Below are 21,707 nucleotides of genomic sequence, written 5' to 3'. Positions count from 1 at the left end.
GGGAGGGACCGTCCCCCGCGCTGTGAGCACCCCGCCACTGCGCATACCGTGGAAGGGTGCGGTGGAAGTTCCTGCTGAGGCCCGGCTGGCTGGCGTTGACGCTCGTCGTGTTCGTCTTCGCCGGTGCCTGCTACACGCTGCTGGCGCCCTGGCAGTTCCAGCGCGACGACGAGCGGGAGGCGCAGAACGCGGCGGTGAGCGCGTCGTTCACGGCGCGGCCGCAGCCGCTGTCGGAGGTGCTGCCCGGTGACCGGCCGCCCGGCCAGGACACCGAGTGGCAGCGGGTGACCGTCCGCGGCACCTACCTGCCCGGCGACGAGGTGATCGCGCGGCTGCGGACCGTGCAGGGCGAGCCCGCATTCGAGGTGCTCACCCCGTTGCGCACCACCGAGGGCCAGGTCGTGCTGGTGGACCGCGGTTTCGTGCGGCCGGACAACCGGACGCGGGTGCCGCCGTACGCGGCGCCGCCCCGGGGCCAGGTGACCATCGAGGGACGCGTGCGCGCCGACGAGGCGAACCCCGAGGGCAGGCCCGCGTTCGCCGACGCCTCCACCGGCGGCAGGCTGCACGCCTACTCGGTGAACTCCGGTGTCGTCGCCGAGGCCACGGGACTGGACATCCGACCGGGCTATGTTCAGCTGTCGGCGGGCCAGCCGGGTGTGCTGAACGTGCTGCCGCTGCCGAAGCTCGACGCGGGCCCGTTCTTCTCCTACGCCCTGCAGTGGATCGCGTTCGGCACGATGGCGCTGGCGGGCTGGCTCTACTTCACGCTCCGGGAGCTGCGACCGGGCGGCGTGCTGGCCGAGGACCGGCCGCGCGGCGATCGGCGCAAGTCGGTGGCGCAGATCCTGGCCGAGGACGAGCAGGCCGAGCGCGAGCAGGCCCACTCGTCCTGACGGCCGAGCCCCTCGACGCCGGGCCGCGCGGTCTATGTCAGCCAGCGTCGTCCCTGCCCGGCGAGCACGCGGCCGAACTGCAGCTCGGGGAAGTGAGCCCCGGCGCCGAGGGTCGCTTCGTCCTCCAGCTCCCGGAACAGTCGTTCGCGGACCCGGGCGGCCAGCCCGGGATCGACGTCGCCGATCGACTGCCACGTGGGCTCGTCCAGCTGCACCGGGCAGACGATCGCGTCGCCGAGCAGCAGGGCCCTGCGGCCGCGCGAGGAGACGACGACGCTGAGATGTCCCGGGGTGTGCCCCGGCGTCATCATCAGGCTGACGCCGGGCGCGATGGTGGTGTCGTGGTCGACGAGCCGCAGCCGGTCGCCGCGTTGCGCCGCGGCCAACAGGCCGTGCCGGATGTGCTCGAACATCCACACGTCCGGGTTCAGCACGAAATGGTCCCAGTCGCGCGCGCCGAACCAGATCGTGGCGGCGCCGAAGACCGGCGCGGCGCCGGTGTCGAACAACCAGCCGCAGTGGTCGGCGTGCAGGTGGGTGCAGACGACGTCGGTGACGTCGGAGGGCAGCACACCCACGGCGCGCAGGCCGAGCGGCAGCTGGCCGCCGACCAGCAGCCTGCGGGGCCCGTCGTCGCGTAGTTCGGGTCCCATCCCGGCGTCCACGAGGATCGTCCGCTCGCCGGTGCGGACCAGAAAGCAGCCGATGGGCAGCCAGGCCATGCCGTGGCGGCCGAACAGGTCCTCGTGGCCCTCGGGGCTGGCGTGCTCGCCGAAGTAGGCGGGCGAGGCACGGAACGTTCCGTCGGCGACGGGGTGGATGTCGATGTCGCCGATCAGCACGGATCCTCCCGTGGCGTTCGCCGGGCCGGTCCCGTCCAGACTAGCCCGAAACGGCCCCGCGCCCCCGCCCCACAGCGAGCAGCAGGGCGAGCACGGCGGAGACGGCACCGGCCAGCCAGCCGACCACGCGCGACAGCTCCACGGCCCTGGTGACGTGGCCCGCGTCGGGGTTGCGGCCGTCGCCGAGCACGGGCAACTCGCGCACCTCGTGCGGGTAGACGGTGCGGCCGCCGAGGCGGATCTCCAGCGCCCCGGCGAACGCGGCCTCGACGCGGCCCGCGTTCGGGCTCGGGTGCAGCACGGTATCGCGTCGCCAGGCCCGCCACGCGGCCCCCGCGGAACCGCCGACCACCGGCGCGCCGCTCACGGTGAGCGCGGCGGCCACGCGGGTGGGCACCAGGTTGACCAGCTCGTGCAGCCGGGCGAGCGTCCAGCGCAGCCGCGACGGCGCGGGGCCCTGCCGTTCGGCGGCGTCCCGCAGCAGCGCGACGGCACGGGAGCCGAGCAGGCCCGGCACCCCGGCGACGGCACCCCACAGCAGCGGCGCGACCACGTCGTCCGAGGTCGCCTCGGCGACGTTCTCCACGGAGGCGCGCGACAGCCCGAGCACGTCGAGACCGTCGGTGCGGCGGGCGTCGAGTGCGGACAGCGTGCGGCGGGCGGTGTCGAGGTCACCGGTCTCCAGGTCGCGCGCCAGCTCGGTGCCCTGCGCGGAGATCCGGGCGGCGCCGAGCACGGACCACGTGCCGAGTGCGGTGCCCGCCAGCCGCAGCAGCGGCCTGCGGCGGCCCGCGCGCTCGGCGACGAGGGCGAGCAGCGCCGCGCCTCCGGCGGCGGAGCCCCGGCGCCGCGGGTCGCCGACCGCCCCGTCGGCGATCACGCCCACCAGCAGTCCGATGGCCCGTGCAGCACTCACCCCAGCATGCCCCCGCAATCCGACGTGCTCTGTTCGGGTGAGACTACTGGACCAGTCCGCGCACGCTCCGTGGGGCTCGGCCCGGTGTGTTGGTCACCCACGCCGGTGTGCTGGCCGCGCGGGCGACGGCCCGGCGGCGCCACCGGCCACCACGGCTGCCCGGACGGCCTACGTGGGCGTCAGCCTCGATCGGCCGACGCCCACGACCGCAGCATCACGTGCGCGATCGACGAACTGCCCGGCAGCAGGAGGTCGTCGTGTTCCCCGGCGAACGCCGCGCGCACGTCGGCGCGCGAGAACCAGCGGGCGTCCTCGATCTCGCCGTCGGCGGGCACCACGTCCGCGTCGAGGTCGGTGCGCGCGGCGAAGCCGAGCATGATCGAGCGCGGGAACGGCCACGGCTGGCTGCCCAGGTAGCGGATGTCGCGCACCTCGACGCCGACCTCCTCGCGGATCTCCCTCGCCACGCACCCCTCCAGCGACTCGCCCGCCTCCACGAACCCGGCCAGCACCGAGTACCGCTTCGGCGGCCACACCGGCTGCCGCGCCAGCAGCACGTGCTCGCCGTTGACCCCGGCCTCGTCGTGCACGAGACAGATCACCGCCGGGTCCGTGCGCGGATACTCCTCGCGCCCGCACTGCTCGCACTGGCTCGCCCAGCCGAACTGCAGCCGCCGCGTCCGCCCGCCGCAGCGGGCGCAGAACCGGCCCCGCCAGTGCCAGTTGCGCAGGGCCTCGGCCGTGGTCAGCAACCCGGCCGACGTGTCGTCGAGCAGCGAGCCGTGCCCGCGCAGCTCGACCCACACCTCGCCGTCGGCCGACGGCGCCTCCTGCCGCACGCCCCAGCCGCCCTCGACCCCGACGGTCTCGGCGTCCTCGGGCGGCGCGCCCAGCACGAGCCAGTAGTCGGAGTCCTGCCACTGGCCCAGAAACGACGCATCGGCGGGCGGTTCGTCGCCGAAGTCCAGCGCCTTGCGGGTGCGCAGCCCGATGCCGCCCGCGGGCGGGTCGAGCGCGGCCTCCAGCGGCACCGGCGTGCGGCCGTAGCGGTCCACCACCACGACCCGCGCGTCCGGCCAGCGGGCCCGCAGCCGCTCCGGGTCGGCCCGCAGGTCCTCCTGTCGGTCGGCCGTGGAGCGCGACAGCGCGGGCAGCGCCCCCAGCTGGAAGGGCGCCACGGTCATGAGCCCGCGGCCCCCGGCTCCCCGATGCTCACGCCGCCGAGCGCCGTCAGCGGGCGCGCCAGCGTGTCCGCGTCGCCCACGACGACACCGGTGAACCGGCTCGGCGCGAAGAACTCCAGCGCCGCCTCGGCCACCTGCTCCGCCGTGACCGCCGCGACCCGCTCCGGGTGCCCGGCCAGCCAGTCCACGCCGAGACCCACGGTGGCCAGCGCGGTGAGCTGGCTCGCCAGCCCCGCCTGCGACGACGCCCCGATGAGCAGTGAGCCGATGGCGTACTGCCGCACCGACTCCACCTCCTCGGCGGTGGGCGGCACGAGGCCGAGCCTGCCCAGCTCGTAGCGCGTCTCCAGCAGGGCTGCGGCGGTCACCTCACTCGCAGTGTCGGCCTCCACCTGCAGGGTCGCCTTGTTGCCGGTGAACTCGAACCCGGACTGGGCGCCGTAGGTGTAGCCCTTGTCCTCGCGGATGTTCTCCACCAGCCGCGACGAGAAGTAGCCGCCGAAGGCCAGGTTCGCCAGCTGCAGCGCAGGGTAGCGCGGGTCGGTCCTGGGCAGCGCCTGCGCCGACAGCCGCAGCTGCGACTGCACCGCGCCTGCCCTCGGCACCAGCAGCAGGTCGCCCGCGGCGAGGTCGGGCAGCTCGGGCATCTCCGTGGCCCGGCGGTCGGAACGCCACTCACCGAGTGCCCGCTCCACGTCGCCGACGGCGGCGTCCGGGTCGAGGTCGCCGACGAGCACGAGCACCGCGCCCCCGGGCAGCACCGCCGAGGCGTGCAGCGCGCGCACGGCCTCCGGGCCGACACGCTCGACGTCGCCGGGCTGCGGCACCTCCCGCGTGTAGGGATGGTCGCCGTAGCGGCGCCGCTGCAGCGCCTCCCTGGCGATCACCCGCGGCTGGGTGCGTGCCACGGCGAGCCGCTCGACGATGCGCGCCCGCTCCCTCGCCACCTCGTTGTCGGCGTGGGTGGCGGCGGTGAGCACGTCGGCCAGAACGTCCAGCAGCGTGGGCAGGCCACTGGCCAGCGCACCACCGGACAGCGTCAGGTGCTCCGGGTCGACCGCGGTGCCGAGGTCACCGCCGATGAGGGCGAGCTCGGTGTCGATGGCCACGCGGTCGCGGCGCGCGGTGCCGGTGGCGATGGTCTCGGCCAGCACCTCGGCCGTGGCCGGGTGCATCGGGTCGTCGGCGGCGAACGGGATCGCCAGCCGGGCCTCCACCATCGGCACGTTGGCCTTGCGCACGGCCAGCACGCGCAGGCCGTTGGCCAGCACGGTGTCGGTGTGGGCGAGGTCGGCGGCGGCGCGCTGCTCGCCGAGTCCCGGCACCGGCCGGGGCCCGCGTTCGGTGCGGCCGATCTCGCCTGCGCTGCGATGCGTCGCCGCGGTCACTGCTTACCTCCCTGTTCCGGCTCCACCACGAGCACGGCTCGCGCGTCGGGGCGCAGGCCCTTGGCGGCCTCGGCCACGCGCTCGGCGGTCACCGCGGCGATGCGGTCGGCCAGCCCGAATGTCAGCCCGGCGTCGCCGTGCAGCAGTTCGAACGAACCGAAGCCGAGCGTCCTGGACACCAGCCGGTCGTGGTCGGAGTGCAGGTTCGCGCTCCACCTGGCGATCACCCTGGTCAGTTCCTCCTCCCCGGGCGGGGTGGTGGCCAGGGCGTCGAGCTCCTCGTCGAGCGCGCCCAGCACCCGCTCGGCGCTGACGTCCGGCGGGTGGATGGCGGTGACGGAGAACGTGTCCGGGTCACGTGCCTCGAACGGGCCGAACAGACCCGCTCCCGCGCTGATGTCGGTGACCAGCGGCTCGCGGTGCACGAGCCGCTGCTGCAGCCGGGAACCGTCGCCGTCGGTCAGCACGCCGGCGAGCACCAGGTGGGCGAGGTAGGAGTCCAGCTCGCCCACCGGGTCGGGCATGCGGTAGCCGACGGCGAGCGCGGGCAGCGGCGCGTGCGGGTCGGTGTGGTGGCCGCGCAGCTCCTCGGTGGGCCTCGGCTCGGCGAACGAGGGCCGGTGCGGCTTCGGCCGGGCGGGCACGTCGCCGAAGTGCTTCTCGATCAGCTCCCGCGCGCGGTCCACCTCGAAGTCGCCCGCCACCGTGAGCACGGCGTTGGCGGGCGCGTAGTAGGTGTCGAAGAAGGCCGCGCAGTCGTCGAGCGTGGCCTGTTCGAGGTCGGTGAAGTCGCCGTAGCCGTTGTGCGCGTTGGGAAACGTGGAGTACAGCACCGGTGGCAGGAGAATCCAGGGAAACCCGCCGTACGGCCGGTTCAGCACGTTGAGGCGGATCTCCTCCTTCACCACGTCGATCTGGTTGGCGAGGTTCTCCTGCGTCAGCTTCGGCGCGCGCATCCGGTCGGCTTCGAGGAACAGGGCCCGCTCCAGCGCGGCCGACGGCAGCACCTCGAAGTAGTCGGTGAAGTCCGGGTGCGTGGAACCGTTGAAGGTGCCGCCGCTGCTTTGCACGTAGCGGAAGTGCGCGAGCTTCTCGAGGCTCTCGCTGCCCTGGAACATCAGGTGCTCGAAGAGGTGCGCGAAGCCCGTGCGCCCCTCCGGCTCGGAGCGAAAGCCCACGTCGTAGTGCACGCTGACGCCGACGACCGGAGCGGTCGCATCCGGCGCGAGCACCACCCGCAGGCCGTTGTCGAGAGTGAGTCTGTGTAGCTCGGGTACGGCCATGACCACACCCTACGCGGGCGCGCGCGCCCGCCAGGTCCGGCGTACGGTCGAACTGCGGACGGCGGGAGCCTCATGAGACCACTCAGCGAGCAGACGATCCTGATCACCGGAGCCACCGACGGCCTCGGCCGGTATCTCGCGGAAGAGCTGGCGGGCAAGGGCGTGCGGGTGGTGGCGCACGGGCGCGACGCGGACAAGCTCGCCCGGCTGCGCGAGGAGGCGGGCGCCGAGACGGTGCGGGCCGATCTGGCCGAGCTGCGCCAGGTGCAGCGCCTTGCCGAGGAGATCACCGCGCGCTACGACCGGCTGGACGTGCTGATCAACAACGCGGGCGTCGGGTTCGGCTCCGACGAGCGGCGGCGCGAGGAGAGCGCCGACGGCATCGAGCTGCGCTTCGCCGTCAACTACCTCGCCGGCTACCACCTGACCCACCGGCTGCTGCCGCTGCTGTCCGCGCCCGCACGGATCGTCAACGTCGCGTCGGCGGGCCAGCATCCGATCGACTTCTCCGACCCGATGCTGCGCCGCCGCTACACCGGCACGCGCGCCTACGGGCAGAGCAAGCTGGCGCAGATCATGTTCACCATCGACCTCGCCGAGGAGCTGCGCGGCTCGGGCATCACCGTCAACGCGCTGCATCCGGCGACGCTGATGGACACCACGATGGTGCGCGAGGCGGGCCGGGGTCCGATGAGCAGCCTGGCCGAGGGCGGCCAGGCCACGCTGTGGCTGGCGACGGCGGCGGAGCTGGGTGCGGTCACCGGGCACTACTTCCACGGCACGCGGCCCGCCGAGCCGCACGAGCAGGCCGCCGACCCGCAGGCCCGCGAACGCCTGCGTCAGCTCAGCGACGAGCTGGTCGCGAAGGCGCTGTAGCTGTCGGCGTCCGCGCCCTCGGCGTCGAGCGCCGCGAGAGCCACCGTGGTGGCGTCGTCGGCGGGAAGGTAGGCGGTGAGCCGGTGTTCCTCGCCGCCGGGCAGCACGAGGCTCTCGTAGGCCAGGTGCAGCCCGCCGGCGCCGGGGTGCGCCCACCGCTCGTCACCACTGCCCGCGGGAAGCGCGGCGGCGGCGGTGAACCGGCGGCCGAACTCACCCCCTGCCGTGATGGACAGCTCCTCGGCGAGCACGGCCGCGCCGTGGTCGCCGAGGTCGGCCGCGGCGCGCAACGCGGCGGCGTGCCGGTCGGCCACCCGCTCCCATTCCGAGAACGTCGTCCGCGCCCGCGGGTCGGTGAACACGAACCGCGCGAGGTTCGGCGGGTCGGTGTCGAACAGCCCGGCCGGAGCCGCGAGCCTGGAGAACCCCGCGGTGCAGGCGAGCACGTCGCCCCGCGCGTCGGTGACGAGGGCGGGGGTCGGCTCGAGCCGGTCGAGCAGCGCCCGCACGGTCGGCCGCACCGTGGGCTGCGGCGGCGCGGACGCGCAGGCGCCGCCGGTGCCCGCCTTCACCAGCCGATGCAGGTGGCCCCGCTCCTCGGGAGCCAGGCCGAGCACGTCGGCCAGCGCACCGAGCACCGGGGCCGACGGGTGGCGGTCGCTGCCGCGTTCCAGGCGGGTCAGGTACTCGACGCTGATGCCCGCGAGCGCGGCCAGCTCACCCCGGCGCAGCCCCGGGGTCCGCCTGCGCGGCCCCGCGGCCAGCCCGACGTCGGCGGGCGTGACCGCCTCCCGCCGCGCACGCAGGAACCGGCCGAGTGCGTTGTCGGTCATGCCCGCCCACTCTAGGCGCGCGAGCGCCGGAGGGGGTCCCTTTCCCGGCCTCCCTCCGCGGGGCGGGCGGCGCGACGCTGGTGCGCATGGACATGCGATATCACCTTTTCGGCCCCACCGGCCTGCGCGTCTCCGAACTGCTGCTGGGCACGATGGGGCTGGGTTTCCGTGACCCGCGCGAGGTCCGCCGCGTGATCGACGCCTACGCCGACGCGGGGGGCAACGTGCTCGACACGGCCTCGGCCTACGGCGAGGGCGAGGCCGTGCTCGGCTCCGTGCTCGAACGGCGCGACCGGTTCGTGCTCGCCACGAAGTACACGCTGTCGCGGGACGCGGCAGATCCGAACGGCGCGGGCAACCATCGCAAGAACCTCGTGCTGTCGCTGGAACGGAGCCTGCGCAGGCTGCGCACCGACTACGTCGACATCCTCTGGGTGCACGTCTGGGACCGGCACACCCCGGTGGAGGAGACCATGCGCGCGCTGGACGACCTCGTGCGCGCGGGCAAGGTGCTCTACGTCGGCATGTCGGACGCCCCGGCGTGGGTGGTGGCGCACGCGAACACGCTCGCGCAGTGGCGCGGCTGGACGCCGTTCGCCGGGCTGCAGGTGCGCTACAACCTGCTCGATCGCGACATCGAGCGGGAGCTGCTGCCGATGGCGGAGGCGTTCGGGCTGAGCGTGGCCGCGTGGGCGCCGCTGGCGGCGGGCAAGCTCTCCGGCGCCGCCGAGACGGGTGCCTCCAGCCGGTTCGACCCTGGTGCGCTCACCGAGACCGAACGCGCGGCGGCGCGGGCCGTGCGGGAGGTCGCCGACGACCTGGGCGCCACGCCCGCCCAGGTGGCGCTCGCCTGGACCCGCGCCAAGTCGCGGGCGGTGCTGCCGCTCGTGGGCGTGAGCACCGTCGAGCAGCTCACCGACAACCTCGGCGCGCTGGCGCTGACGTTGCCCACCGAGGCGATCGCGCGGCTGGAGGGCGCGGTGGAGTTCCGGCTGGGCTTCCCGCACGACTTCATCGCCGAGTCGGAGCCGTCGTCGTTCGTCTTCGGCGACGCCGCGACGCGGGTGGTGCCGCGATGCTGAGGCTCAGGACGGCGGCGTGAACGGGCCCAGGTCCTGCCGACCCTCCCCTGTGGACGGTGGAGGCGGCGGGGTTGCCGGAGGCGGCGGTGGCGGCGGGGCGGGATGCCCCGGCGGGGCGGGCGTGGCGCGGGCGTACTCCCGCGACTGCCGTTCGGCCAGCACCGCCGACAGGTAGGCCCATGCCGGTGTGTAGGGCGGGATGGGAGCGCCGATGCGCTGGGCGACCTCGGCGGCGAGGCGCAGGCCCACGCGTTCCCGCGACGTCTCGTCGAGCTCGTGGTACCGGCCGAGGTACTGCCGGGCGGCCAGCGCCAGGTCGGCGGGCAGGCCGCTGAGGTCGAGCCCGGCGGCCCAGGGCGCCAGCGCGGGCGGCATCACCAGCCCGGCCGTCGGCGTCTCCGGCACCCGCTCCCGCACGACGACGGTGCCCGCGAGAAAGTCGCCGACCCGCTTGCCCTTGGCCGAGCTGAGCGAGACGACGAAGCCGATGAAGCTCCACGCGCCGAACGGGCCGAAGTCGACGAAAGCCCCGGCCAGTGCCCGGACCAGCGCGTGCCGGAACCGGATGGGGCCGCCGTCCTCACGGACGGCGCGCAGGCCGAGCGCCGCCTTGCCGAGGGTGCGCCCGCGGGTCAGCGTCTCGCAGGTCGCCGGGTAGCCGATGAGCACCAGCACCTGCACCACGGTGATGACGGTGACGACGAACGCCGTGTCGTCCGGTGTCGGCGTGAGTGCGAGCACGGTGACCACGACGATCAGGGAGACCAGCTGCACGATCAGGTCGATCCCGTAGGCGAGCGCGCGGCTCGCCGAGCGGGCCAGCCGCAGGTCGAGCACGACGGCGTCGCCGGTGACGAGATCGGATTCGTGCGACACGTGCCCAGTATCGTGGGTGCCGAGCGGCTCTCGCAGCGGGCAGGGGTGTTGGCACGTGGACCTGGATGTGTTCGTCGGCGCGCACCGTGCCGAGTGGGACCGCCTCGCCGAGCTGGTGCGGCGCGCCGGCAGGCTGAGCGGACCCGAGGCCGACGAACTGGTGCTGCTCTACCAGCGGGTGTCCACGCACCTGTCGCTGCTGCGCTCCACCGCGCCCGACCCGGCGCTGCTGGCGAGGCTGTCGTCCCTGGTGGCGAAGGCTCGCTCGGCGGTCACCGGAACGCACACCCCCGCGTGGCGGGAGGTGGGCCTGTTCTTCTCCCGGCGCTTCCCCGCCGCCGTCTATCGCAGCGCGCCGTGGTGGGCGGCGACGGCGGCGGTGTTCGTGCTCGTCACCGGGCTGCTGTCGGCGTGGGTCGCGAGCAGTTCCCGCGTGCGGGCCACGATCGCCGCACCCGAGGAGATCCGCGCGATGACCGAGCCGGGCGGGGGCTACGAGGCCTACTACTCCAGCAACCCCGCCGCCTCGTTCGCCGCCCAGGTGTGGACGAACAACACGCAGGTGGCGGCGGCGTGCCTGCTGCTGGGGGTGCTGCTCGGCGTCCCGGTGCTGGTGGTGCTGTGGCTCAACGCGCTCAACCTCGGCGTGGGCATCGGGCTGATGACCTCGGCAGGGCGCGGGGAGTTGTTCCTCGGCCTGCTGGCGCCGCACGGGCTGCTGGAGCTGACGGCGGTGTTCGTGGCGGCGGGCGCGGGCCTGCGGCTGGGCTGGACGGTGATCGACCCCGGACGGCTGAGCCGGGCGGCGGCGCTGGCGCGGGCGGGCCGCTCGGTGGTGGCGATCGCCCTCGGCCTGGTGTGCGTGCTGCTGGTGGCGGGCGTGATCGAGGCCTTCGTGACACCGTCCGGTCTGCCGACGTGGGCGCGCGTGGGCATCGGCGTGGCGGTGGAGGCGGTGTTCCTGGCGTACGTGTTCGTACTCGGCAGGCGCGCGGCGCGCGAGGGCGAGACGGGCGACCTCGACCCGCGCGACACCGGCGATCTGGCGCCCGCGGCGGGATAGGCTGTTTCGTTTCCCTACCCCCGGGCGACTGTGATAGAGGACACACATCGCTCGAGGAGGTCGCCATGACCACCACCCAGCCGGACGCCGCCCTCGACGAGGCGCGTCGAGGAGTTCGCGGGCACGCTGTTCGGGTTCGTCACCGGCGGCCTGCTCAGCCACCTCGTCGCGGTCGGCCATCACACCGGCCTGTTCGAGGCCGCCTCCCGCGGCCCGGCCACGAGTGCCGAGCTCGCCGCACGGGCCGGGCTGCAGGAACGCTACGTCCGCGAATGGCTCGGCGCGATGGCCACCGGAGGCGTCTTCACCTACGACCCGGCCACCGCGACGTTCACCCTGCCCCCGGAGCACGCCGTGTCCCTGACCGGCACGGGCGCGGCCAACCTCGCGCCGGTCGCGCTCATCGCCAGCCTGCTCGGCGAGCACGTGGACGGCGTGACCCGGGCCTTCCGTGAGGGTGGCGGCGTGCCGTACGAGGAGTTCCGACCGCGGTTCACCGGCGTCATGGACGCACTGAGCCGCGGGCTGTTCGACGAGCACCTGCTGACCGGCATCCTGCCCGCCGCGGGGCGGCTGGCAGGCAGGCTCGCCGACGGCATCCGCGTCGCCGACGTCGGCTGCGGCACCGGCCACGCGCTCCACGTGCTCGCGGGTGCCTACCCGGCGTCGACGTTCACCGGCTACGACCTCGGCGCCGACGCGATCGCCAGTGCCAGGACCGAGGCCGGGGAACTCGGGCTGGACAACGTGACGTTCGAGGTGTGCGACGTCGAGCTGTTGCCCACCGAGCCGCCGTTCGACGCCGTGTTCGCGTTCGACGCCATCCACGATCAGGCCGCACCCGCGGCCGTGCTGCGCCGGATCCACGACGCCCTCGTTCCCGGCGGCTGGTTCGTGATGATGGACATCAAGGCCTCCAGCGACCTCGCGGCCAACCTGGACAACCCGCTCGCCCCGCTGCTCTACGCCGTCAGCACCCTGCACTGCATGACGGTGTCGCTCGCCCGCGGCGGTGCCGGGCTCGGCACCGTGTGGGGCGAGGAGCTGGCGAGGACGATGCTCGCGGAGGCCGGGTTCACCGGCATCGAGGTGCACGACGTGCCCGACGACCCGATGGACTCGGTCTACGTGTGCCGCAGGCCGGAGTGAGCCGCCTGCCGCGCCGCGGCCCGCGCGTTACAGCGCTCCCCTGGCCTTGAGGTCCAGGTAGGCGTCGGCGAGCGCGGGCGGCAGGGCGCCGGGACCCGCGTCGACCACCTCGGCCCCGTGCCGGGTGAGCAGCGCGGTCACGTGGGCACGCTCGGCGAGCGTGCGCTCGGCCGCCGCCGCGCCGTAGACGGCGTCGGCGTCGCCGCGCCCGCGTGCCAGTCCGGCCACGGCGGGGTCGGCGACGGCGCCGACGAGCAGGCGGTGCCGGGCGGTCAGCGACGGCAGCACCGGCAGCAGTCCCGCCTCCAGCGGCGCCGGGTCGAGCCCGGTCAGCAGCACCACGAGCGAGCGACGGCCCGCCCGGCGCAGCACCTCGCCTGCCAGGCCACGCGCGTCGAGCTCCACCAGCTCGGGTTCCAGCGGCGCCATGGCGCCGACCAGCGACGGCAGCAGCTCGGCCGAGCCGGTGCCCTGGACGCTCGCGCGCACGCGGCGGTCGTAGGCGAGCAGGTCCACCCGGTCGCCCGCCCTGCCCGCGAGCGCGGCCAAGAGCAGCGCCGCGTCCAGAGCGGTGTCCAGCCGGGTGCCGTCGCCGATGCGGCCCGCCGCCGTCCGGCTGGTGTCGAGCACCAGCAGCACGCGCCGGTCGCGCTCCGGCCGCCACGTGCGCACCATGACGTCGCGGGCGCGCGCGGTGGCCCGCCAGTCGATCGAGCGCACGTCGTCGCCGACGACGTACTCGCGCAGCGAGTCGAACTCCGTGCCCTGACCGCGCACGTGGGCGGCGCTGCGGCCGTCGAGCTGGCGCAGCCGGTCGAGCTTGCCGGGCAGGTGCCGCCTGCTGTGAAACGGCGGCAGCGCGCGCACCGTCCACGGCACGGTGTGCGAGCCCTGCCGCGCGGCGATGCCCAGCGGGCCCACGGCGCGGACGGTGACGCGGTGCGCGTGCCGGTCGCCGCGGCGGGCAGGGCGTAGCCGCGTCACGACGGTGCGCGCCTGCCCGGGCGGCACGGCCAGCGTGTGCCGGTCGTCGACGGCGCCCGCGCTCGGCGGCCACGCGTCGCGCAGCCTGCCCCGCACCCTGCGCCTGCCCGGGTTGGCCACCCGCAGGCTCACCTCGGCCTCCTCGCCGAGCCGCACCGACGTCGCACCGGAGCGGCTGAACGTCAGCGCCCGCACGCTGCCCGCCAGTGCGAGATCGGCGGCCAGCGCGGCGAGCACCACACCCGTCGCGGCGGCCACCCCCGCCCATGACGGCGCGAGCAGCGCCACCACGAGCGCGCCGGCGAGGGCGAGCAGACCGGCGCGGGCGGTCAGCGCCATCAGCGCGGCACCGGCACGGAGGCCAGCAGCCGGTCGAGCAGGCCCTCCGGCGTCGCGCCCTCCAGTTCGGCCTCGGGGCGCAGCTCGATCCGGTGCCGCAGCGCGGGCCGGGCGAGCGTCTTGACGTCGTCCGGGGTCACGTAGGCCCGGCCGGACAGCCACGCCCAGGCCCTGGCCACCGACAGCAGCGCCGTCGCACCGCGCGGCGAGACACCGAGCCGCACCGCGGGCGAGTCCCTGGTGGCCCGGCACAGGTCCACGACGTAGCCGGTGACCTCCCCTCCGACGGTCACCGACCGCACCGCCTGCCGCGCCGCCTCCAGGTCCGTGGCGTCGGCCACGGGCCGCACGCCCGCCGCGCCGAGGTCACGCGGGTCGAAGCCGGAGGCGTGCCGGGTGAGCACGGCGATCTCGTCCTCGCGCGACGGAGCGGGCATGGTCAGCTTGAGCAGGAACCGGTCCAGCTGTGCCTCCGGCAGCGGGTAGGTGCCCTCGTACTCCACCGGGTTCTGGGTCGCGATGACGACGAACGGCTCCGGCAGCGGGCGCGGCGCGCCCTCCACCGACACCTGCCGCTCCTCCATCGCCTCCAGCAGCGCCGACTGGGTCTTCGGCGGGGTGCGGTTGATCTCGTCGGCCAGCAGCAGGTTGGTGAACACCGGGCCCTCGCGGAACGAGAACTCGGCGCTGTGCGGGTCGTACACGAGGGAGCCGGTGACGTCGCCGGGCATCAGGTCGGGCGTGAACTGCACGCGGGCGGTGCGCAGGTCCAGCGCGGCGGCGAGCGTGCGCACCAGCAGCGTCTTCGCGACGCCGGGGACGCCCTCGACGAGCACGTGGCCCCGGCACAGCAGGGCGATGATGAGACCGGTCACGGCGGCGTCGTTGCCGACGATCACCTTGCCGACCTCGGCCCGCAGCGTGATGAGGGCCTGCCGTGCGTCGGTAGCGGCTGTCACTGCCTCACCTCATTCTCGAGTGCGTCCAGTGCGTCGGCGAGCCGCACCAGCGCGGCGTCGCCCTCGGGCGGAGGGCCGTACAGCAGCGGGCCCACGTCCCGCCCGGTCCTGGCGGCGATGGCCGCCAGCACGGTCTGTGGGCCGGCGTCGGCGCCGAGACCGAGGCGCCCACGCAGCCGGCCGAGGCTCGCGCGGCGCAACGCGTCGGCGGCGTGGCCGGTGGCGCCCGCCCTACGGTAGAGCCGCGCCCTGCCCTCCACGGTCTCGGCCGCACGCACCACCACCGGCAGCGGTTCGGTGACCACGGGGCCGAGCCTGCGGGCCCGCCACAACGCCAGCAGGACCACGGCGACGCCTGCCTGTACGGCGCCGAACACCCAGGCGCCGGGCAGCAGGTCGTACAGCGACTCCTGCCCACCCGCGAGGCCGGGATCGCCCGCCGAGGGCACGTACCAGACCAGGCGCTGGCGCTCGCCGAGCAGCCGCAACGCGAGTGCGGCGTTGCCCTGCTCGCCGAGGGCGTCGTTGCCGAACGCCTGCGGCCCGCCCACCACGGTCACGCGGCCGCTCTGGGCGATCGCGCCGTCGTAGCAGGTGCGGCGGGCCTGGTAGCCGGTGCCGCCGATGGTCACGGGCCCGGCGGCGGTGGCGGCCGCCAGGGCACAGCCGGGCTCGCGGGTGGTGACCGCCAGCCCGTTCTCGCGGGAGACGGCGGGCGCGACGGCGGTGAGCGCCTCGTCGCCCGGCTCGACGAGCACGACGTGGGCGGCCTGCCCGGCAAGGCGGCTCAGCGTCGCGGGATCCACCAGGTCGGGGTCGGTGACGAGCAGGGTCGCGCCGGCAGGGCGCAGCCCCGCGCTGGTGTAGGTGGGTTCCACGGTGACGCCCTGCCGGTCGAGCAGGCGGGCGAGCGCGCGGCCGCCTGCCGGGTCGGCGGAGCGCGGGTCGAGCGGAGGGCCGCCCGCGGACCGGGCCAGTGCCAGCACGATGCCCGCGGCACAGACGAGCAGCACGATCAGCGCGGGAGTGCGCACGGCCCGCCACACCGTCCTGGCGTCCGGTGAGACCGACGTGCTCACGGGGCCACCGGCCGGGCGCCGGCCAGGCGCGTGTCGAGATCGCTCAGCCGCGCGTACGCGGCGACGGTGGCGGCCCGCCCCCCGTAGTGCACCTCGTCGAACAGCGTGGCCGCCGAGTGCAGTTCGCCCGCGAACTGCGGCACCAGCCGTCCGGCCTCGGTGGCGGCCTCCCCCGCGGTGCGCCCCGCCCGCTCGTCGAGCACGCCGCGTTCCTCCAATTCACGCACGACGGCGCGGAAGCGCTCCCGGACGGCCTCGGCCAGCTCGCCACGCTCGGCCGCGTGCTCGGCGGCCTGCCGGTGACCGGATGCGGTGCGCGGCGCCCCGGTGAACACGGGCTCGCCACGGACCCGGCCGCGGCGCGCCGGCTTGCCGACCCGCAGGCGGATCACGAGCACCAGCACGACGAGCAGCAGCAGGAACACCACCAGGCCCGCGACGCCACCGGGGGTCGCGCCCGCCAGCGCCCCGAACAGGTCGGCGAGCCGGTCGCCCAGCCAGTCGATGGCCTGCTGCACCGGCGACGGCCGGGCCTGCGCGTAGTCCGGGTCGGCCAGCTCGGCGCGGGCGAGGCGCCTCGCCTCGTCCCTGCCGAGCTCGACCGGGACGTCCGCGCCGGCGATCACTGGCCCCCGGCGGCGCGGGCCAGTTCGATGTCAAGGCCCTCCTTGCGCATGCGCTGGTCGATGTAGAGCAGCGCGGTGACCGAGGCGACGAACGGCACCGTGATGGTCTGTGCGACGGCCGCCCCGAGCTCGTTGATGACCAGGTCGGTGACCGTCGGCGTGGCGGTGGTGAGCGAGCCGGTCGCGAAGCCGAACGGGATCTGGATGATGAACCCGATCACGAAGGTGATGATCATGGCCACGATCAGCACTCCGAACACGCGCCACCACGACCCGCGCATGAGGGCCCTCGACCGGCCCATCGACTGCCCGATGCGGCCGCGCTCCAGGACGAGCGCGGGCGTGGCCAGGCTCAGCACCACGTAGGCCCAGATGCCGGGGATGATGAGCAGCAGGGTGCCGATCGCGACGAGGATCGTGACGACGATGGTGAGCCCGAGCAGCGGCAACAGCCGCGGCTTCAGCTCGTTCCACGCCTCGCCGAAGCCGATGGCCTGGCCGAGCACGGCCTTGCCGACCACCACCATGAGAAAGCCGGTGAGAAACGTCTGCGTCAGCACCGTGATGATCGCGATGACGCCGGTGGCGGACAGGCTGTCACCGAGGGCCGCCATCGCCTGGTCCAGCTGTTCCTGCTGCGAGGCGCCGGCGTCGATGGTCACCGGGTTGAGGCTGTCGAGCACCCAGAGGTCCGCGGCGAGGTAGAGCAGCGCGCTGAGCAGCGCCACCACGGCGGACGCGCCGAAGACGACGCCCGCGTGCTTGCGCATCGTGGTGATCGCGCCGTCGACGATCTCGCCGAGGCTCAGCGGGCGGAGCGGGATCACACCCGGCTTCCCGGCGGGGCCCGCGGGACCCTGCCCGCCGCCCTGCGGATACTGCGGGTACTGGGGATACCGCGAAGCGTCACCGGAGTCCGGCGACGACCAGCCACTCGAATCCGTCATTGAGCAATCCTCGCATTCCGTGGAAATCGCACATCCCGCCGTACCCCCGGATTATGCAAGGCACGCCGCGGGGACCCTTACCTCGATATGCTGACGCGGAAGTCGATCTAGCGCAGGACGGCCCATGACACAACCGCCCCCGTGGCCGTACGGTCCGCCGCCGCACCCGGACGGCGACGGAACCGGCGGCCCTGGGTTCCCGCCACCCCGGAACCGGAGGGGGCCGCTGATCGTGGCGTCCCTCGGCGGTGCGACGTTGCTCGTGCTGAGCCTCATCGTGGTGTTCACGCTCGCCGGTGGCGGCGATCCGTCCGCGGGCGGCAACTACACCCCCAACGCGGCCACCAGCAGCAGGCCACCCAGCGCTCCCAGCACGGCCACGACCGCCGAGTCCACCGGCAGCTCGTCGCCCGCCTCCACCACCGCCAGCACGCTGCCTCCGAGGCGGAGCGCCCCGGTGGCGGCCCCTGGCCCGCAGAAGATCCTCAAGCTGGCCGATCATCCCATCCTGCAGAACCCCGACGAGGGCCTGCAGAACCTCGCGTGCGCGCTGCCGCCGTGGCAGAGCAACCCCGCGGCGGCCGAACGCTTCTTCTCGGCGGCGACACGGTGCCTCGACGCGGCGTGGGGGCCCTTCCTGCGCGCCTACAACCTGCCGTTCGTCTCGCCGAAGCTGCACTTCCCTTCCGGGCCGAACTTCCGGACGCCGTGCGGCACGATCGACGTCGGTATCGCGACGGCCGCCTACTACTGCGAGAACAACCTCTACGTGCCGTTCGCCGGGCTGCAGACCGATCAGTACGGCGACAACCCCGGCGTCTACCTGGCACTGCTGGCCCACGAGTACGGCCATCACGTGCAGGAGGTGGCCGGGATCATGGACGCCGTGTGGCAGCGGATCTACGCGGTGGGCCAGCACAGCCCGAAGGGGCTGGAGCTGTCACGCCGCAAGGAGCTGCAGGCGCAGTGCTTCTCCGGGATGTTCCTGGGCTCCCACGTCGACCAGGGCGGTTCGATCAGCAGGGACATGTACGAGAAGGCGTGGTACGACCAGGAGACGCGGGGCGACGACACCTCCGGCACCCACGACCACGGCAGCAACGCCAACTACGCGGCGTGGTGGCGGGCCGGTGCCTACGACAACCGCATCGCCGACTGCAACACCTTCGCCGCCGCCCCGGCCGACGTCGCCTGAACGGCACCCTTCCCTCGGGCTAGAGCAGCGCGACGGTGCGGCGGGGTCCGCGGGCGACGAGGTAGGCGTACATGCCGCCCGCGGCGCAGCTCAGCACCAGCAGCACCAGGCCGACCGGCCTGCGCAGGTCGGTGGTGCCGAGCGCGGTGCTGGCCAGCTGCACGTCGATGAGCCCGCTCTCCGGCGCCTCGGAGGGCACGGCGATGTCCACCCGTTCGTCCTGGTCGTGCCCGCAGCCGTTGAGGGTTCCGTTGCGGGTCTCGCCGCCGAACTCGAAGCGGACCGTCTCGGCGGCGTTGGGGTTGGAGCAGTCCGCGGGCAGCGTCACGGTGGCCTCCACGGTGCGCATCTCCGCGACCGCGGGCACGCCGAACAGGGAGGGACCGGCCCACCAGGCCGCAAGGACGATCAGCAGACCCGTTGCCGCGGCGACGCCGAGCACCTTCCAGGTGAGGGGCGGCGTGGGCCGCCGACGTTGATCCGCTCGCTGCCGCACGTACCCAATCGTTCCAGATCGTTTCGCCGATGCACAGAAAGCCGCGGCGCACGCCGCGTCACACGGCCGGGGGTCAGCGCGGCAGGTCCTCCGCGGGGGTGACCTTGCGGACGTAGAGGAGCCGGTCGCCGGGTTCGATGGCGTCGGCCTCCGGGGCGTCGACCCGGTAGAGCTGCCCGTCGCGCACGATGCCCAGCACGATGTCGGGCAGATGCCGGGGCGAGCCGCCCGCTTCGGACTCCTCCACCGGCCGCTCGGCGATGGCCAGCCCGGTCTGCGGGGTGAGCAGGTCCTCCACCATGTCCACCACGAGCGGGGTGCGCGTGGCGATGCCGAGCAGCCTGCCCGCCGTCTCGCTGGAGACCACGACCTGGTCGGCGCCGGACTGTTTGAGCAGGTGGACGTTCTCCGCCTCCCGCACCGAGGCCAGGATGCTCGCCTTGGGCGCCAGCTCGCGGGCGGTGAGGGTCACCAGCACGGCGGTGTCGTCGCGGTTCGGCGCGATGACGACCGCCCGCGCCCGCTGGACACCCGCGACGCGGAGCACGTCCGATCTCGTGGCGGAGCCGTGCACGGTGATGAGGCCGAGCGCGCTCGCCGCGTCGAGCGCCTGCTGGTCGGTGTCGACGACGACGACCTGGTTGGTCTCGACCCCTTCCTCGGCCAGCAGCGCGTTGACCGCGGACCGGCCCTTCGTGCCGAAGCCGATGACCACCACATGGTCACGCACGGTGTTCCTCCACTTCTGGATCCGCAGCGCCTGGCGGGAACGCTCGGTGAGTACCTCCAGTGTGGTACCGACGAGCACGATCAGGAACATCACTCGCAGTGGCGTGATCACAACGATGTTGACCAGCCTCGCCGTGGCGGTGACCGGCGAGATGTCGCCGTAGCCGGTGGTCGACAGCGACACGGTGGCGTAGTAGATGCAGTCGAGGAACGACACCCCGTCGCCGTTGGCGTCCTTGTAGCCGTCGCGGTCGAGGTAGACGATGAACACGGCGGCGAACAGAAAGAGGATCGCACCGACGACGCGCCGGATGATCGAGGTCAGCGGGCTGATCGTCGTCTCCGGCATCCGGAGGACGCCGACGAGTGCGTGGCCCGGCTGGTCGGCGAGCGGCAGCCGCCTCAGGCGCTTGATCACGGTGCGGAACTCTAGTCGCCCTCCGCCGCCCCCACAGCGGACGCCCGCCCACCAGAGCTCCCCAATGCCCAAGGCCGGGTAGTTAGGGCGGGGTGGTGCGTGTCAACGGGCTTGTTGCGGCGTTGGTGATGGTTATTTCGATGGTGATGGTGTGGCAGGTGGGGGGTTGGTGGGGTTTGTTGTAGGCGTATTTGGATAGTGGTCGTTTGACGGTTCGGGGGCAGGTGCGTGCTCGGCGGGCTGGGAGCAGGCTGGCCAGGATGTGGGTGCCGATGGTGCCGATGAGGTCGATGTGGGTGCCGGCGATGATCGACTGGGCGGTGATGACCTGGTCGCGGGCGGCGTGTAGCGCGACGCTGAACCCGGCCCGGTCGGGGGTGAGGCCGGGGCGGGAATTGGTGGCGTCGGTCATCGCGATGCGCAGGATTTGATAGGTCGCCAGCAGTGCCCAGAGTTCCTGCTGGGCTCCGGTCGGGGTCTGCGAACGCAGGACCCGCCCGCGGGTGAGGGTGTGTTTGAGGGCGAGGTAGGCGGTTTCGATCTCCCAGCGCTGGTGGTAGAGCTCGATCAGGTCGGTGGCCGGATAACGCTGGGGGTCGAGCAGGGTGGTGACCAGCCGGTAGTGCTCGCTGCGGTGGGACCCGTCGGCTGTGGTGACGGTGACCAGGGCTTCGATGACCCGGACTTCGACGCCGCCGATGATCGAGCGGATCGACCCGTCGGTGTGGCGGCCCAGCAGTGGTGGGCGTCGGTTGCCTTTGAGCCGGATCAGCAGGTCCGCGCCGGTGCTGGCGGTGCCGGCGAGGAAGGTCGCGGCGTCGAAATTGCGGTCGGCGAGCAGCACCATCCCCGGACGCAGCCGGTTCAGCAGGGTGGCCGCGTAGGCCAGTTCTCCGTCGGCGGGGCTGCCGAACACCGCCGCGATCAGCGCGCGGGTGCCGCACTCGACCAGCGTGACCAGCCGCAGCAGCGGATACCCGGCCGAGGGATGGGAGGCGGTGCGGCTCATCTGGGTCCAGGCCCGGTGGGGTTCGCTGTCGGGGATGGCGACCTGCGTTCCGTCGATCGCGACCAGTCGCAGGCCCCGCCAGCAGGCGCCGGGGGTGCGGGGCCGGGCCACCGGCCCGGCCAGCAGAGTGAACAACGCGGCCAGCGGGCCCGGCCCGAGGCGGGACCGGGCTTGCCGCAATGCCGACGCCGTCGGCGTCGCCGGCCGCAGCGCACCCAGACCGGCGGTCAGCGACGCAAACACCCCGCGATAGCCACGCTCGGGGAACAGGCCCATCGCCAGCAGGAAGTACACCGTCACCCGGGCCGGCAACAACCGCACCCGCCGCTGCGTCGCCGCGGGCGCCTCGGCCAGCACCGCATCGACCATCTCGAAGGGCACGACCTGGGTCAGCTCACCAAGGTGACCCGGCGCGAACACACCAACCATCCGGGATATGACAGACTGCGCAGACAACGGAGCTCCCGCCGAACGTTGATCTTGGTCGACAATGTTCTAGCGGAAGCTCCGTTGTCCTACTCCACCAGGGTTGACACCA

At 73.8% G+C, this 21,707-nt stretch carries 21 protein-coding genes; 6 read left to right on the top strand and 15 right to left on the bottom strand.

Features of this window, described 5'->3' with window-relative positions; all coding sequences use genetic code 11:
• The first annotated feature begins 56 nt into the window (after positions 1 to 56).
• The gene (locus BAY60_RS10455) at positions 57 to 896 is read left to right on the top strand and encodes an SURF1 family cytochrome oxidase biogenesis protein (protein WP_112280523.1); all 840 of its coding nucleotides are present in this window, start codon (positions 57 to 59) and stop codon (positions 894 to 896) included.
• A 32-nt stretch (positions 897 to 928) separates the two neighbouring features.
• Here BAY60_RS10455 and BAY60_RS10450 read toward each other — a convergent pair whose 3' ends face one another.
• From BAY60_RS10450 to BAY60_RS10430, 5 genes are all read right to left on the bottom strand, one after another.
• Positions 929 to 1,738, bottom strand: coding sequence for an MBL fold metallo-hydrolase (locus BAY60_RS10450; RefSeq protein ID WP_211330218.1), 810 nt, complete (start codon positions 1,736 to 1,738; stop codon positions 929 to 931).
• 40 nt (positions 1,739 to 1,778) lie between these two features.
• Positions 1,779 to 2,654: a cobalamin biosynthesis protein CobD/CbiB gene (locus tag BAY60_RS10445; RefSeq protein ID WP_112280522.1), complete on the bottom strand. Its 876-nt coding sequence runs from the start codon at positions 2,652 to 2,654 to the stop codon at positions 1,779 to 1,781.
• A 179-nt stretch (positions 2,655 to 2,833) separates the two neighbouring features.
• On the bottom strand, positions 2,834 to 3,838 hold the full coding sequence (gene nudC / locus BAY60_RS10440; protein WP_112280521.1) for an NAD(+) diphosphatase: 1,005 nt from the start codon (positions 3,836 to 3,838) through the stop codon (positions 2,834 to 2,836).
• The gene (locus tag BAY60_RS10435; protein ID WP_112280520.1) at positions 3,835 to 5,226 is read right to left on the bottom strand and encodes a M16 family metallopeptidase; all 1,392 of its coding nucleotides are present in this window, start codon (positions 5,224 to 5,226) and stop codon (positions 3,835 to 3,837) included. The genes nudC and BAY60_RS10435 overlap by 4 nt, the downstream gene beginning before the upstream one ends.
• A complete protein-coding gene (locus tag BAY60_RS10430; RefSeq protein WP_112280519.1) occupies positions 5,223 to 6,509 on the bottom strand; it encodes a M16 family metallopeptidase in 1,287 nt (428 codons plus the stop codon). The genes BAY60_RS10435 and BAY60_RS10430 overlap by 4 nt, the downstream gene beginning before the upstream one ends.
• A gap of 72 nt (positions 6,510 to 6,581) precedes the next feature.
• Here BAY60_RS10430 and BAY60_RS10425 point away from each other — a divergent pair, with 72 nt between their 5' ends.
• Positions 6,582 to 7,385 carry an SDR family NAD(P)-dependent oxidoreductase gene (locus tag BAY60_RS10425; protein WP_112280518.1) on the top strand — a complete coding sequence of 268 codons (804 nt, stop codon included), beginning with the start codon at positions 6,582 to 6,584 and terminating at the stop codon, positions 7,383 to 7,385.
• Here BAY60_RS10425 and BAY60_RS10420 read toward each other — a convergent pair.
• Entirely contained in the window at positions 7,349 to 8,218 is an 870-nt protein-coding gene (locus BAY60_RS10420; RefSeq protein ID WP_112280517.1) for a helix-turn-helix transcriptional regulator, read from the bottom strand. The genes BAY60_RS10425 and BAY60_RS10420 overlap by 37 nt on opposite strands.
• Positions 8,219 to 8,304: 86 nt before the next feature.
• Here BAY60_RS10420 and BAY60_RS10415 point away from each other — a divergent pair, with 86 nt between their 5' ends.
• Positions 8,305 to 9,300 (top strand): aldo/keto reductase, encoded by a 996-nt coding sequence (locus tag BAY60_RS10415; RefSeq protein ID WP_211330217.1) that lies wholly within the window; start codon positions 8,305 to 8,307, stop codon positions 9,298 to 9,300.
• Positions 9,301 to 9,303: 3 nt separating this feature from the next.
• Here the strand turns inward: BAY60_RS10415 and BAY60_RS10410 are convergent, their stop codons facing one another.
• Positions 9,304 to 10,176 (bottom strand): RDD family protein, encoded by an 873-nt coding sequence (locus BAY60_RS10410; protein ID WP_112280516.1) that lies wholly within the window; start codon positions 10,174 to 10,176, stop codon positions 9,304 to 9,306.
• Between the two features lie 55 nt (positions 10,177 to 10,231).
• Here BAY60_RS10410 and BAY60_RS10405 point away from each other — a divergent pair, with 55 nt between their 5' ends.
• Together BAY60_RS10405 and BAY60_RS10400 are read left to right on the top strand one after the other, a co-directional pair.
• Entirely contained in the window at positions 10,232 to 11,239 is a 1,008-nt protein-coding gene (locus BAY60_RS10405; protein WP_112280515.1) for a stage II sporulation protein M, read from the top strand.
• Between the two features lie 126 nt (positions 11,240 to 11,365).
• On the top strand, positions 11,366 to 12,388 hold the full coding sequence (locus BAY60_RS10400) for a class I SAM-dependent methyltransferase (RefSeq protein ID WP_112280514.1): 1,023 nt from the start codon (positions 11,366 to 11,368) through the stop codon (positions 12,386 to 12,388).
• A gap of 27 nt (positions 12,389 to 12,415) precedes the next feature.
• Here BAY60_RS10400 and BAY60_RS10395 read toward each other — a convergent pair whose 3' ends face one another.
• The 5 genes from BAY60_RS10395 to BAY60_RS10375 are packed head-to-tail and all read right to left on the bottom strand — an operon-like array spanning position 12,416 to position 17,322.
• Complete coding sequence (locus BAY60_RS10395; RefSeq protein ID WP_112280513.1) at positions 12,416 to 13,711, bottom strand: DUF58 domain-containing protein; 1,296 nt, start codon at positions 13,709 to 13,711, stop codon at positions 12,416 to 12,418.
• Entirely contained in the window at positions 13,711 to 14,670 is a 960-nt protein-coding gene (locus tag BAY60_RS10390) for an AAA family ATPase (protein ID WP_112280512.1), read from the bottom strand. The genes BAY60_RS10395 and BAY60_RS10390 overlap by 1 nt, the downstream gene beginning before the upstream one ends.
• Entirely contained in the window at positions 14,667 to 15,749 is a 1,083-nt protein-coding gene (locus BAY60_RS10385) for a DUF4350 domain-containing protein (RefSeq protein WP_112280511.1), read from the bottom strand. Before BAY60_RS10385 ends, BAY60_RS10390 begins: the two co-directional genes overlap by 4 nt.
• Entirely contained in the window at positions 15,746 to 16,375 is a 630-nt protein-coding gene (locus BAY60_RS10380; RefSeq protein ID WP_112280510.1) for a DUF4129 domain-containing protein, read from the bottom strand. Before BAY60_RS10380 ends, BAY60_RS10385 begins: the two co-directional genes overlap by 4 nt.
• Complete coding sequence (locus BAY60_RS10375) at positions 16,372 to 17,322, bottom strand: DUF7847 domain-containing protein (RefSeq protein WP_170160344.1); 951 nt, start codon at positions 17,320 to 17,322, stop codon at positions 16,372 to 16,374. The genes BAY60_RS10380 and BAY60_RS10375 overlap by 4 nt, the downstream gene beginning before the upstream one ends.
• Positions 17,323 to 17,446: 124 nt before the next feature.
• Here BAY60_RS10375 and BAY60_RS10370 point away from each other — a divergent pair, with 124 nt between their 5' ends.
• A complete protein-coding gene (locus BAY60_RS10370) occupies positions 17,447 to 18,517 on the top strand; it encodes a neutral zinc metallopeptidase (RefSeq protein ID WP_112280509.1) in 1,071 nt (356 codons plus the stop codon).
• A 19-nt stretch (positions 18,518 to 18,536) separates the two neighbouring features.
• On the opposite strand, the gene BAY60_RS10365 is transcribed toward BAY60_RS10370, so the two are convergent.
• The 3 genes from BAY60_RS10365 to BAY60_RS10355 all read right to left on the bottom strand — a co-directional run bounded on the left by BAY60_RS10365 (position 18,537) and on the right by BAY60_RS10355 (position 21,598).
• Positions 18,537 to 19,013, bottom strand: a complete 477-nt coding sequence (locus BAY60_RS10365; protein ID WP_112280508.1) for a hypothetical protein — start codon at positions 19,011 to 19,013, stop codon at positions 18,537 to 18,539.
• 73 nt (positions 19,014 to 19,086) lie between these two features.
• Positions 19,087 to 20,091, bottom strand: coding sequence for a potassium channel family protein (locus BAY60_RS10360; protein ID WP_425466463.1), 1,005 nt, complete (start codon positions 20,089 to 20,091; stop codon positions 19,087 to 19,089).
• Between the two features lie 151 nt (positions 20,092 to 20,242).
• Positions 20,243 to 21,598: an IS4 family transposase gene (locus BAY60_RS10355; RefSeq protein WP_112280480.1), complete on the bottom strand. Its 1,356-nt coding sequence runs from the start codon at positions 21,596 to 21,598 to the stop codon at positions 20,243 to 20,245.
• Between the last annotated feature and the right edge of the window lie 109 nt (positions 21,599 to 21,707).

Source organism: Prauserella muralis (genome assembly GCF_003202285.1).
GTDB classification, from domain to species: Bacteria; Actinomycetota; Actinomycetes; order Mycobacteriales; family Pseudonocardiaceae; genus Prauserella_B; species Prauserella_B muralis.
This window is presented reverse-complemented; position numbering and strand designations above follow the sequence as displayed.